This window comes from Pseudoalteromonas pernae (assembly GCF_039831865.1).
GTDB classification, from domain to species: domain Bacteria; phylum Pseudomonadota; class Gammaproteobacteria; order Enterobacterales; family Alteromonadaceae; genus Pseudoalteromonas; species Pseudoalteromonas pernae.
The window spans coordinates 37,543-50,563 of record NZ_JBDODM010000006.1 but is presented as its reverse complement, the minus strand read 5'-3'; the positions used below and the strand labels follow the sequence as shown (position 1 = coordinate 50,563).

Below are 13,021 nucleotides of genomic sequence, written 5' to 3'. Positions count from 1 at the left end.
GAGCCTTTTTTCATTATTGCCAGCGAATAGCTTTTTGGAATTGCTCAACCGATTCGAGTTTCGTCTGACCTTTTAAGTCAGCAAAGTCTTGATCGGCAAACTTGCTACCGCGCAGCTGAACATTCAAACGGGCCGCTTTAGGGTTCATCATAGTTTGCTGATAGAAAGCTTTAATATCATCCAATGTGACTTCTTCAACCGCGGCAATCAATTTCGCTCTGCTGTCGAAGTTATAGTCTTCGCGATACCAGTCGTTAATTAAACGACCAAGTTCATCGTTCAAGTTCTTCGGCTTCTCTTTCAACGACACCAAAGTGGCATTTTTAAGTTGCATAAAAGTAGCTTCGTCTAAGTTTGCCAGCTCTTGCTGATATTGCTTTTTGAAGCTATCGAAGCGAGCTTGCATATCTTTAGGACCTTTTACTGGCGTCTGGATGTATAAACCAAGGCCGGCATAATCATCCAGTGGACGAGCAAGAGCGCCTACCGCATAAGCCAGCTGCTCTTCTGTGCGTAACTTATCAAATGCAATAGTACGGAAATGACCTTGCAATACCGCAGCCGCCGCTTTTTGAGCGTAGCCCGGCGTTGGGTGATAAGTCATATCAATAATCGCAACGTCGGCAACATCTATGTCTTTTTGCATCACGAATACTTCACCTGGAACTGGCTTCCAGACTTGTGAACGCGCGTATGGCGTATCTTCTTGCTGTTGTGGTAGCGCTTTGGCAATGCTTTTAGCGATTTGCTCTACACTGGTATCGTCATAGTTACCAAATGCGAACACACGCACGTTATTACGACTTAATACATCGCTCATCAAGGCTTCCAAATCAGCAACAGTTAATGCTTTAGCCGTCGCAATGAGCTTGTCTGTATCATGGTTACCAGAGCGGATCAGATCAGAATACACGCCGAACGCTTGATAGAATGGGAACTGCTTTTGTGCGTTCATCAAGTTACGAACGTAGCGGTCTACAGCTTGGTCAAATGCTTGCTGGTCTACGTCAAGATTCAAGTTCTTCAAGGCTTCTGTCAGTAATACAGATTGCTTATCAGTGAAGCCACCTACAGTTAAGCTAAAGCCGTTACCTGGGTCCATGCCTACATTCATGCCTGCAATGCTGGCTTCAGTTGCTAATGCAGTTTGTGACAGATTATACAAATCTGCCCATAAATTCATCAGCACACCGGCTTTAATATCCTGTTGTTTCACAGGGCTATTAACATAAACCTCTACAAGGCCTTTTGGTTGCTCAGCGAAGTACTGGCTCGGTTGTAGCCATACCTTCACACCCTCTTTTTCGTAGCTCACACGTGGTTTGTCTTGTGCTTTCGCGCTCTTAATATCGAATTGTTCAGGTAATAAGCGGTTCACGCTCGGTAATGCTAACGCAAACTGGCTTGGTTGTTGCCAACTGGCTTGCTCTTGAGCGCTGATATCTTCAATACGATATTCACCATCGTAGAAATGCAATTTGCTATCGGTTTGTTCTTCTTTAGACACGTACCACACGCGCAAGGTATCCGCGTTCAATTGTTCTAACACATTTTGAATCGCCTGTTCGTTGAATTCAGGGTAGTAGAACGGTGCGTTAATGGCGTTGTTTAGAGGGTAATCTTGCATGCTTTGCGTCAATGACGATACATAACCAAATTCATCACTCTTTTCTAAGAACTGGAATTGGTTATTCAAAGAAGTACGAATTTCGTTGAAGTATTTCGCATCAACGCCCTGCTTCTTGATTAGGTCGATATAACGCATGATGGTTGCAACGATTTCCTCGCGATTCTGCATACCGATATCGGTCAGTTCGACATTGACATTGAGCTCACCATAGTTGCCGTATTTATTCGCCGCGCTTGAAGCGCTTAGCTTAGAAACCCAACCTTTATCACGTAAGATTTGTGCAGGGCTACCCGGCATTTCGTTGCTTAATAGGTATGAAACAAATCGGTTAGGCTTGTGTGCAAACTCGCCCATATTGTTTTTGATCACAAAGTCCAGTTGCAGCTGTTTTACATCTTCATTTGGCTTGTAATAAACACGCTTGCCGCCTACTTGATCGTAGTTCAACTCAGCTGTCACACTTGGCTTGTCAATATTCTTATTTTTAATATCGGCGAAGTACTTGGTTGCCAACTCACGCATTTCATTAAGCGGACGATTCGAGATCATCGCCACCTTCATGATGTTCGAGGAATAGTAAGTGTTGTAAAACTCGACTGTTTCTTTATGCAGTGAGCTGCCTTCTTTATCGCCTAGTGTTTCAAGGTTACCGATTAAGAAGCGGTTGGCTGGGTGTTCACCCATCATTTTACGCGCCAGTTTGAATTGCCCAAAAAAGTCCATCTCACGACGCATTGACCATTCCGCATTTACAGCGTTCTTTTCTTTGTCTGTGTACTCAGGATAAAGCTTGGGTGATTTAAAGAAGTCACTGAAACGGTCAAGCGCTTCTGAGTAGGCGTCGTTGTTCACTTTGAACATGTAATTGGTGATATCTAACCAAGTGTAGGCATTATGTGCGCCACCGTTTTTAGTCATGAAGTCACTGTAGCCCTTAGTATCAGGGTAACGCTCAGTACCTAAAAACAGCATGTGCTCTAAATAGTGAGCCATACCTTGCTGAGACATAGGGTCATGCAGTAAGCCTACACCCACGCTCAACGCCGCGGCTGATTTTTCCGCGCTTGGGTCCGACACCAAGATGACTTCGATTTCGTTATCAAGTTTTAGCGTCTCGTATGCACGCTTGTCATTGGGGCTAACCACAAGGTTGTCAGGAATAAGTTGTGTACTTGCAGTAGAAGAAGTTGGTGTTGAGTTACACCCTGCTAGAATTGCTAGGCTCAAGGCACTAAGAACGAGTGTTTTTTTCATTATTTGGTGATCTTTGTGTTAGACGTAGTTGCCAATAATCAAAAATCACACCCTAAAATGCAATGCTTAATGTCATTAAGTTTGTAACAGATTATGAAATCCTTATTTGCATAATACCAACACTTAGGCAATATCTATGTTAGGCTGGCGATTAATACTATAAAGCTATGCTATCAATTCATTTCTTGGGGATTAATTATGACTCAATTGCTTGTGCTTGCCCTTTTTGCTCAAGTGTTACTGACACTAGCAGTGATGGTTATCATGGGACGACGCCGTTTCGCAGCGGCACGACAAAAACAAATAAAAATGAAGCAATTTAACACGATGGATTTGGGCGAGGCGCCTGAGCATGTTCAAGTTGCAGGTAGAAACTTCATCAACCAGTTCGAAATCCCCGTTTTATTTTATGTGGCGACGTTGGCCGCTTTAACAACTAATAGCGTTGGCTACCTCTTTGTCGGTCTAGCTTGGCTATTTGTTGTAACTCGGGTGATTCATAGCATCATTCACGTAACTAGCAACCATCTAAAATCGCGCTATATGACGTTTCTAGCCGGCTGCATAGTGGTGCTGTTGATGTGGATCACCCTAGTTTGGCGATTAGTTTAACGCCTTAGCAGATTTGCGACGTAGCGCTACCAGCAATGCCAGTGGCGCTAACCACCATGCCGCACCTGAGCTCGAGTCCGTTTCACTGTCGGCAATCAGAGTATTTTCCACTGGTGATAAATCGATTGCTGAATTTGGATCACTATCAATGATCACAATATCATTGATCATCATTAGGTTAGCGCTCGTCAATGTCGCGCCTTGACGACACTCATCAGCAGTGTAATTAGTGACCGGCACATCGTCACACGTATCCATCGAGTTAATTTTCTTGACGATTTCAAGACCATCGCCGATGACTTGACCAAACACAGTGAAGCCACCGTTTTGCAAATCTAAATTCGCACTGTTGTCACCGACATTGAAAAACCACTGGCTCGTCGCACTGTTTTTGTCACCGCTACGTTTCGCCATGGCAATGGTGCCGGCCACATTCGAATAAACCGGCTCATTCACAACCGGACTCTGTGTCGCAATAATCTCACTTTGATCATCAAATGTGTAAGCCCCACCTTGAACAATGAAGTTAGATACTGAGCGGTGAATGTAACTAGAGCGATAATCGCCTCTGTCTACATAGCCAAGAAAGTTATCGACCGTGTTAGGCGTTTTTTGATCAAATAAATTTACCTGAAAGCTTCCCTGTGATGTTTGAAATTCAACAATGGTAGCATCAGCAAATGAGCTATAAGCAGCAGCCATAGTGGCAATAATGCCGGCGGCAATAGTCGGTTTCATAGTGATTCCTCAAATTTAGGTTTGTCCAACCATACTGATACTTTATTCAGGAAACCATGATTAAAACGCCACAAAAACAAATTGATACCTAGTTGTTAATGCGGGTTACATTTGTACACTTCTTTAATAACCAAAAGTTATTAAATTATAAATTTTAAAACATATTGGTCTTATCAAATGCAAAGCAATTGCCTAAGATGATGGCCATGATTAAGCACTATGAAATCAGCACACATGAATAATAACAACAACATGATCTGTGATTTTGGCGTCCATAAAGGCGAGTCATACAAACAAGTACCCGCATCTTTCTTAACTTGGATGGTGGGTATCAATCACCAAAAGGCATCGATTGCCAAAGAAGAATTAAAACGCAGAGAGCAAGCGGCACGACAATCGCTAATGAAATCTTCATAAAACTACTTTAAGATCAGGCGCACTATTCACTCCAACGGGATACATGACGTGCGCCTGTTATTTTTACTTTCAGCTGTATTATTAAGTGCGTGTTCGCATAATGCAGCGACCACTAACAACACCACACAAGAACAACCAGTACAATACCTGACGGTGTTGCATACCAATGATCACCACGGCCGCTTTTGGCCAAACGACAAAGGTGAATATGGCATGGCGGCCCGCGCTACCCTGCTCAAACAACTGCGACTGCAAGCCGCTAATCGCAATGATGCAGTATTATTGCTCTCCGGTGGTGACATCAATACAGGTATTCCTGAGTCAGATTTACAACAGGCTGAACCAGATTTCAAAGGCATGAGCATGCTAGGCTATGATGCAATGGCCATTGGTAACCATGAATTTGATAACCCCCTCGCCGTACTTGAAAAACAGCGCCAATGGGCGAACTTCCCTCTGTTAAGTGCGAACATCAAACGTAAATCAACGGGTGAACATGCCTATCAGCCGTATGTTTTTATTAATAAAAACAACTTAAATATCGCTGTACTAGGGCTTACCACAACCGACACAGCTAAAATAGCGAACCCTGACTTCATTGCTGATTTTGACTTCATTGACCCAACAGAAGCCACGGCCGAAGTGCTCAGAGAAATCGAGCGTAACCGTCCTGACGTCATCATCGCAGTAACCCATATGGGTCACTACAGTGATGCCAAGCACGGTATTAATGCCCCAGGCGATGTTACGTTAGCGAGGCAACTACCAAAAGGTGCGATTGATATGATCATCGGTGGCCACTCACAAGAACCCGTGTGTATGGCTGGCGTTAATGTAAATAATGATGCATATAAGCCCACAATGCAGTGTCAACCTGATCAGCAAAATGATGTTTGGATCATGCAAGCACATGAGTGGGGTAAATATGTGGGCGAAGCACGTTTTGCGATTCAAGATGAACAAGTAACAATGGTGAGCTACAAGCTGCACCCAGTTAACCTGAAAGACGAAACTGGCCAGTGGAGTACTGATTTCATTTCCCCTGATGAGAAAATGCAGGCTTTCTTGGCACCTTATCAAGCAAAGGGTCAAAAGAAATTGAGTGTCACGCTGGGTAACACCGAAATTCGTTTAGAGGGCGACAGAAAGAAAGTGCGCTTTATGCAAACAAACTTGGGCCAACTCATCACTACCGCGCAAAAGCAGCATGTGAATGCCGATTTTGGCATTATCAGCGGTGGCGGCATACGCGATTCGATTGCTGCTGGCGATATTAACTACAAAGATATTTTGCGCGTTCACCCATTCAAAAATCGCATTGGTTATATCGATTTCACCGGAAAAGAAGCTCTAGCCTATGTAAAAAAGGTTGCGCAATACCCTGTAGATTCAGGTGCTTATACACATTTTAATGGTGTAAGCGCGATGTGTGAACAAGGTAAGCTTACCAATATTCGCATCAATGGCGCAGCAGTTCAGCCTAACCAAACTTACCGTATGAGTATCAACAGCTATAACGCCGCAGGTGGAGATGGCTTCCCCCGACTAAACACCGATCCGCGTTTTGTTGACACTGGCGATTCGGATGCCAGTGTTCTCAGTGCTTATGTAAAAGAACACAGCCCAATCAGCAATATCAAAGTGCCTAAGCCGGTTACTTGCCAATAATGATGAAGGACTGAGAGTCTTCGACCCCGAGCCCGTAGTGATGGACGCGAGAACGTGAGCCTTCACCGTGGGCTTTGGGTGGGTAATATGGGTCTTTGTACTCACCATCGCTCGCAAACGCTTCATCCAACGCGGCGCGGATTTCACTGAGCGTCTTCTCTAGGCTGTTACTAAAATTTGGTCTTTTGCGAATCGTGTGACCTAATTCAATTAGCCGTGCAAAATACTTATGAGCTAACTCCAGTAAGTCCTCTGGGACATCTTTATTCTGGTTTAGCGTCACATTAGAGTGCTCGACAGCAAATTCAAGCAAAGCGAGATAAAAACACAATGGCTTATTTGCTAACTTAACCCGCTCTCCGTGCTCACCAAAACGGATGGTTTTATCAGCTAAATCAACCACCAGATATTTTTGCTCAATTTCTTGTTCTGGCTGGGCCTGCATCCGGATAATTTTGGTTTGCATCGCTTTAAACCAAGGCCATACCAAAAGCATAGCAACAAGCGTTACAAACAAAGACAAGGCACTCACCCTAGTAGCAAATGGCATCGTCTGCATAGAATATATAACGTTGACCGAGGTTGCTCCTGGCAACGATAACTGCAAATGAGCTTCATGACCGGAGGCTTCAATACTATCTATGCCGATACGTTTCACCCGTAGTGGGTAATTTTGCTGTTGTAACTTGGTATTTAAGGCCTCTATATACTCTTGCGTTTTTGATTTGTCCGCAGGAACCTCTAACAACGGGTTTGCTAGACCGATATATTGTGAATCAAGCGCGATTCGCGTCTTCAACTGAGATAAAGCCGTAGTTTGTGTTTGTTGCCAACTCGATATCGCACCAAAGTAAAAAGCAATGACACTGACAATCAAGGTAACAGCGCCGAAATATGCGATTGCCCTGTGCGCATCGAATTTTTCCGGCTGGGACTTCTTTCTCATTAGTGACAAAATAACTCTACGAATTTTCATCGGTCATTCTCTATAAACTGCACGGTTTGAGCGTCACTACATTGCCAGTATGCTTTGGCGCCACTGAAGTAGGTTGACGTTTGCGCTTTTGCCATCGAGAGCAAAGTATCTTGCAAGGCGCAGGCTAAGTCAGGGTTGTCCGCTGCCTTTTTTAGATACCAATGGCTACCGCTAATGTTACTGCCGATTGCGGTGATGTAGTTGGCAGAAAAGCGCTCATCGTCAGTTTGTTGCCAATATGAGGCAATGACGTCCAATTCCCCTTTAGCTAACTTGTCCCTCAGAGATTGATGAGAGTTAGCAAAAGTAATATTTAACGTATCTAAATTAATATCGAGTTCTTTAAAAACTTGTTTGGGGATAATGTGCCCAGAACGACTGGTTGGGTAATCGATAAGGCCGATGCGCTTATCGAGAAAGTAAGCTTTATCTAAACGGGGTTTTTCATGGCTTCCGATAAAATAAGCGGTGTAAGATGGATAGCCAATAACTGGGTAATAGCCATAAGTACTGCGCGCGTCGAAAGCATCAATAAGGTTATCTTTGGCGAGTATAAGGTGGGCCAATCCTTTACCTAGGAAATTGACTTCATGTTGAGAAGTTCCGCCCCAATAAGCGAGAACCTCACCATATTGCTTTGATACCACCGCGTTATTACACAACTGTTGTGCTAAATCCGTTGCTATAGGTTGGCTCTGCGCAAAAATCGTGAGCTGCGTTTTGTTGCCATCGCTCTTACTCTTACAACTAAACGATGTTTCAACAACATTATCTAACTGCGGCAACTGTAACGCAGCACTGCGCTCACCGACCAAATAGCTCAGCAAACCCACAATGATAATAGTTGTTAAAATTAGCGCACGGTCGCGCAAGCGTTTTAGTGATTGCAATTGAGTTTGTGTTCAAATCAATTTCTGTTGCCGTTATTTCAACAGTTATTATTACTCATTGCAATAAGTAATTTTATTCGTCATTCATAACCTATTGATTTAAAATATATATTAACAAGTAATTATGAATCCCATTAAGTCCTTTTTTTTCGGTCAAAAAACTTGGAAAATTTAGACCAACAAGGCAACAGTGCAACTTGATAACAACAATGGATTTACAGCATATTCGCGAACACTTTACGGCTTTTGTATTAGCTACAGTGCTCTTGATCATGACCTTTACAAACCACGCTTTTGCCTGGGGAGCGAATGGTCATCGAATTATTGGTGAGATTGCTCAGCAAAACTTATCTGCTGAAGCAAAAGCGCGGATAATGGCAATTTTGGGTAATCACAGCCTTGCACAAGTGAGCACTTGGGCTGATGAAATGCGCTCTAATCCAAATGAATTTTGGCAACGACAATCATCACGCTGGCATTATATTAATATCGATTCCAAAGACGATTTTCTCTTAGCTCCATACAAAGCAAAGCAACATAAACACGATATCGCAGATGCCTACAGCGCAGTTTTGACCGCCATTGAAGTATTAAGTTCACCTAGTAGTTCTGCTGCAGATCAGGCTTTCTATCTCAAATTCTTAATTCATCTAGTCGGTGATATTCACCAACCACTTCACGTGGGTCGCTCGGCAGACAGAGGCGGCAACAAAATTAACGTCGAGTTTTTTGGCAAGGTTACCAACCTACATCGTCTTTGGGACAGCCAATTAATTGATAACCAACAGCTTTCATACTCTGAATATGTCTCTTTTTTGTGCTGTGAACGTGGGCAAGCGTCTGAATTCAAAAAAGATATCGACGTAAAAAGTTGGTTATTGGAATCGCATAATCTAGCTTCAGCTATCTACACAGATACTCCAGAGCGCATAAGCTACGCTTATGTATATGAAAATAAGGCTATATTAGAACAACAACTGCTTCGTGGCGGGCTGCGTTTAAGCGCGCTGTTGAATCACATATATCAAGGGACAGCGGGATAACCGCACAACAATAATTATCGGTGCATTAAGGCCGAGCTTAAATACTGTTTAACAAATAAACTAAACACGGGAAACGACAACATGAAAATGCAACTTAGGAAAACGGCCATCTCTGTCGCAATCGCTGCGACTATGGGTGTATCCGCTGGTGCTTTCGCAAACGAGACGTCATCGTCAATCAAAGGTCAAATCACTGGTCCTAGCGGCAACCCTGCTGCAGGTACTGTGGTAACGATTATTCACTTACCAACTGGCTCAACTAAAACGGCCGTTGTAAACGACGCAGGTTATTTTAGTGCTAAAGGCCTTCGCGTAGGTGGTCCATACAACGTTTTGATCGACTCTGACAAATTTGAAGATCAAGTAGTTGAAGGCGTATCACTTTCACTAGGTAAAGAATACCCTGTAACTGTGCAACTTCAGGCAAAAAGCGACATCGAACAAATCGTTGTAACTGGCCGTCCTATTAGTTCATTTTCTGGCGGTACAGGTCCTGCATCTACCTTCACACAAGAAGATTTAGAAAACGCACCTGCTATCAACCGTGACCTTAAAGACATCGTACGTATCGACCCACGTGTATACATCGATGACAGCCGCGATGCTATCCACTGTGGTGGTGCAAACCCTCGTTTTAACAGCTTGACGCTAGATGGCGTGCGTATGAACGATAACTTCGGTTTGAATTCAAACGGCTACCCAACAGTTCGTCAGCCTTTCGGTTTTGATGCAATTGAGCAGGTTGCTGTAGAAATGGCACCGTTTGATGTTCAGTACGGTGGCTTCACTGCGTGTAACATCAACGCGGTATCCAAGTCTGGTACCAACGAAGTGCATGGTGGCGTGTTCTATGACTACACCAATGATTCAATGAAGGGTGACAGCATCGGCGATATCGATGGTAAAATCGATAACGGCGACTACACCGAAGAGCGCTACGGTTTCAACGTTGGCCTACCACTTATCAAGGACAAGCTTTTCCTTTTCACTTCATACGACAAGTTAGAAGGCGTACAGCAGTTTAACTATGGTCCTATTGATAACGGCTCTATTTCACAAGCTGACATTGACCGTATTCGTCAAATCACGCAAAACGTATACAACTACGACCTAGGTGGCACACCTGGTTCTATGCCGGTGGAAGACGAGAAGCTACTTGTTAAACTAGACTGGAACATCAACGAAGATCACCGCGCAAACATCGTTTATAACTACAACGATGGTTTTGCGCTTTCTCAATCTGATGCGGATAACGATGAGCTTGCATTCTCTAGCCACTTCTATGAGCGTGGCGCTGAGTTCACATCAATTGTGGGTGCATTATACTCAGATTGGAGTGACAGCTTCTCAACTGAAGTTCGTATTGGTAAATCAGAGCTTGATGCCCGTCAGAATTCATTAGACGCAGCAAGTGGCTTTGGTGAATTCCAAATCGATGTAGGTGGTAACACAGTTTACATCGGTCCTGATGACTCACGTCACTCAAACGACCTTGATTGGGATAATTTCACTGTTAAGCTTGCGGGTACGTATTACCTAGACCAGCACACTATCTCTGCGGGCTATGAGTACGAAGACCTAAGCGTGTTCAACCTTTTCGTTCAGCACACAGATGGTGAATTCCGTTTCGATTCAATCGATGATTACGAAGCAGGCTTAGCTGATCGCGTTTATTACAACAATGCTGCAGGTACAAATAACCCTAACGACTTAGCGGCTAATTTCTCATACGAAGTGCACACGTTCTACATCCAAGACGAGTATGCATTCTCTGACATCGATGCGACGTTACTTTTCGGTCTACGTTATGACGGTTATAAGAGTGATGACTTACCGAACTACAATGCACAGTTTGCAAATCGTTATGGTTTCTCAAACCAACAAAACCTTGACGGTGTAGACCTTATTCAACCGCGTGTTGGCTTTAACTGGTTTGTAGATGATGCCCTAGAAGTTCGCGCTGGTTTCGGTCTTTACTCTGGTGGTAACCCGAACGTTTGGGTATCGAATGCCTACCAAAACGACGGTGTAACGCAAATTGGTCTTCGTGAGGATGACGTAAACTTGTTCGATATTGCCTACACGAACGGTGGCACACCAGGTTTCGAAGTACCACAAAGCATGTTTGATGAAATCCAAAACACCCCTGCTGGTGAAGGCGATGCATCAGTCAATGTGGTTGATCCAGACTTTGAAATCCCTTCAGAGTGGAAGTACTCACTAGGTGCAACATACACGTTTGAAAACGACTACGTATTAAACCTAGATGTGCTTCATACACAAAAGCAAGACTCAGCAATTATTCGTGATATCGCGCTACGTGAAAGTGGTGAAACAACATTTGATGGTCGTCCAATCTTAGAGAGCATCGAAGGCCGTAATAGCGAATACATGCTAACCAATGTGCAAGGTAACGATGGTGTGTCTACTGTATTATCAGCGGCACTTAGCAAACGCTTCGATAACGGTATCGACTTCACTGTTGCATACTCATACACAGACAGCGAAGACGTGAACCCGATGACTAGCTCTGTTGCGGGTTCAAACTACGGTAACCTTGCAACCATCAACCCAACGAACCCAGGTAAAGGCACTTCTGACTATGAAGTACCTCACCGCTTTACGTTCAGCCTAGGTTATGCGCACGAGTTCTTTGACGGTTACGCAACGCGCTTCAACCTATTCGGTCAAGCTAGTGAAGGTCTACCTTACAGCTACACGTTCAACCGTGCGGATGGTGAATTTGGTGACTCGAACTGGAACGGTAGCCGCCAGTTGCTATACGTACCACTTAAGAACGATGCAAACGTAGTATACGACATGCCAGCTGACGAGCTTGCTGCATTCAACCAGTTTATCGAAGACGAAAACCTAGAGCGCGGTTCAATCCGCTCACGCAACAGTGAAAGCGCTGATTGGTTCGTGAAATTTGACCTGAAGATTTCACAGCAACTTCCAGGGTTCATGGAAGGCCACAAAGGTGAAGCGTTCTTCGTAATCGATAACCTAACGAATCTACTTAATGATGATTGGGGTACGTATAAGAAAGGTTCTTTCGTAGGTAACCGTATGGTTGATATGAGCATTGATGACCAAGGTCGTTATGTTTACAGCGGTTTCAACGATGGTAACCAAGATACTTCTGTACAACGAGATTCATCTCTTTGGGAAATGCGTGTAGGTGTTCGTTACACCTTCTAATCACGTTTAACCTGATTTTGCGTTTAACGTAAAAAACTCCCAAAGCCCATCCCTACTGATGGGCTTTTTTTATTGCTAGTGCCTGCTGTTCCAACTTAGCAAGCAACGTCAATAACACCGCTTTTTCTTGCTCATCAAATTCTGCCAATAGTTGAGTTTGCCAAGCTAGTGCACTGGGGAGCATGGCTGCAAATTCTTGCTGACCTAATGCGGTCAAACTCACCTGCCGAGCACGTCTATCTTGCAGGCATGGACGCACTTCGACCCAACGCATGCGCTGTAAGTCTCCCACCGCTCTTGATGCCGTTGATTTATCCAGCATTGCTTTGTCGCACAGTTGTTTCGGTGTTAACGGCGATTGTGCCTGCATTAAATGGCAAACAACGCGCCACTGTGGGTTGGTGAGCTTGTCTTGATACACTGAAGAGAATGCATCACTCACGGCCGCACCAGTAAGCGTTATTAGGTAAGGAATAAAGGTATTGAGATTAAAAGTAGTCATATTTGCTCACGTAAATAATTGCTTACACCGATATAAATTCAGCATTTGAATTTACTCTCACATGAGAGTATCTTCTAAAACAATACAACA

10 protein-coding genes are annotated in these 13,021 nt (G+C 43.9%); 5 read left to right on the top strand and 5 right to left on the bottom strand.

Annotated features, from left to right (window positions below):
- Window positions 1–13 precede the first annotated feature (13 nt).
- Entirely contained in the window at window positions 14–2,884 is a 2,871-nt protein-coding gene (locus V1358_RS14210) for an insulinase family protein (protein ID WP_347390014.1), read from the bottom strand.
- A gap of 198 nt (window positions 2,885–3,082) precedes the next feature.
- On the opposite strand from V1358_RS14210, the gene V1358_RS14205 reads away from it, so the two are divergent.
- Window positions 3,083–3,496, top strand: a complete 414-nt coding sequence (locus V1358_RS14205) for an MAPEG family protein (RefSeq protein WP_347393945.1) — start codon at window positions 3,083–3,085, stop codon at window positions 3,494–3,496.
- Here V1358_RS14205 and V1358_RS14200 read toward each other — a convergent pair.
- Window positions 3,488–4,234, bottom strand: coding sequence for a peptidylprolyl isomerase (locus tag V1358_RS14200; protein ID WP_347393944.1), 747 nt, complete (start codon window positions 4,232–4,234; stop codon window positions 3,488–3,490). The genes V1358_RS14205 and V1358_RS14200 overlap by 9 nt on opposite strands.
- A gap of 234 nt (window positions 4,235–4,468) precedes the next feature.
- Here V1358_RS14200 and V1358_RS14195 point away from each other — a divergent pair, with 234 nt between their 5' ends.
- Complete coding sequence (locus tag V1358_RS14195) at window positions 4,469–4,651, top strand: hypothetical protein (protein WP_347390017.1); 183 nt, start codon at window positions 4,469–4,471, stop codon at window positions 4,649–4,651.
- A 48-nt stretch (window positions 4,652–4,699) separates the two neighbouring features.
- A complete protein-coding gene (gene ushA, locus V1358_RS14190; protein ID WP_347393943.1) occupies window positions 4,700–6,319 on the top strand; it encodes a bifunctional UDP-sugar hydrolase/5'-nucleotidase UshA in 1,620 nt (539 codons plus the stop codon).
- On the opposite strand, the gene V1358_RS14185 is transcribed toward ushA, so the two are convergent.
- A complete protein-coding gene (locus tag V1358_RS14185) occupies window positions 6,306–7,295 on the bottom strand; it encodes a hypothetical protein (RefSeq protein WP_347393942.1) in 990 nt (329 codons plus the stop codon). The two genes, ushA and V1358_RS14185, sit on opposite strands and share 14 nt — an antisense overlap.
- Complete coding sequence (locus tag V1358_RS14180; RefSeq protein WP_347393941.1) at window positions 7,292–8,185, bottom strand: PhnD/SsuA/transferrin family substrate-binding protein; 894 nt, start codon at window positions 8,183–8,185, stop codon at window positions 7,292–7,294. The genes V1358_RS14185 and V1358_RS14180 overlap by 4 nt, the downstream gene beginning before the upstream one ends.
- 209 nt (window positions 8,186–8,394) lie before the next feature.
- Here V1358_RS14180 and V1358_RS14175 point away from each other — a divergent pair, with 209 nt between their 5' ends.
- Window positions 8,395–9,228, top strand: a complete 834-nt coding sequence (locus tag V1358_RS14175; protein WP_347393940.1) for a S1/P1 nuclease — start codon at window positions 8,395–8,397, stop codon at window positions 9,226–9,228.
- A gap of 81 nt (window positions 9,229–9,309) precedes the next feature.
- Entirely contained in the window at window positions 9,310–12,429 is a 3,120-nt protein-coding gene (locus V1358_RS14170; RefSeq protein WP_347393939.1) for a TonB-dependent receptor, read from the top strand.
- A gap of 52 nt (window positions 12,430–12,481) precedes the next feature.
- Here V1358_RS14170 and V1358_RS14165 read toward each other — a convergent pair whose 3' ends face one another.
- The gene (locus V1358_RS14165; RefSeq protein ID WP_347393938.1) at window positions 12,482–12,931 is read right to left on the bottom strand and encodes a MarR family winged helix-turn-helix transcriptional regulator; all 450 of its coding nucleotides are present in this window, start codon (window positions 12,929–12,931) and stop codon (window positions 12,482–12,484) included.
- Window positions 12,932–13,021 lie beyond the last annotated feature (90 nt).

Excerpts from the sequence above, each read along its gene's own strand:
- V1358_RS14210 (WP_347390014.1), bottom strand. The coding sequence starts at position 2,884 with ATGAAAAAAACACTCGTTCTTAGTGCCTTGAGCCTAGCAATTCTAGCA.
- V1358_RS14205 (WP_347393945.1), top strand. The coding sequence starts at position 3,083 with ATGACTCAATTGCTTGTGCTTGCCCTTTTTGCTCAAGTGTTACTGACA.
- V1358_RS14200 (WP_347393944.1), bottom strand. The coding sequence starts at position 4,234 with ATGAAACCGACTATTGCCGCCGGCATTATTGCCACTATGGCTGCTGCT.
- V1358_RS14195 (WP_347390017.1), top strand. The coding sequence starts at position 4,469 with ATGAATAATAACAACAACATGATCTGTGATTTTGGCGTCCATAAAGGC.
- V1358_RS14185 (WP_347393942.1), bottom strand. The coding sequence starts at position 7,295 with ATGAAAATTCGTAGAGTTATTTTGTCACTAATGAGAAAGAAGTCCCAG.
- V1358_RS14175 (WP_347393940.1), top strand. The coding sequence starts at position 8,395 with ATGGATTTACAGCATATTCGCGAACACTTTACGGCTTTTGTATTAGCT.
- V1358_RS14170 (WP_347393939.1), top strand. The coding sequence starts at position 9,310 with ATGAAAATGCAACTTAGGAAAACGGCCATCTCTGTCGCAATCGCTGCG.
- V1358_RS14165 (WP_347393938.1), bottom strand. The coding sequence starts at position 12,931 with ATGACTACTTTTAATCTCAATACCTTTATTCCTTACCTAATAACGCTT.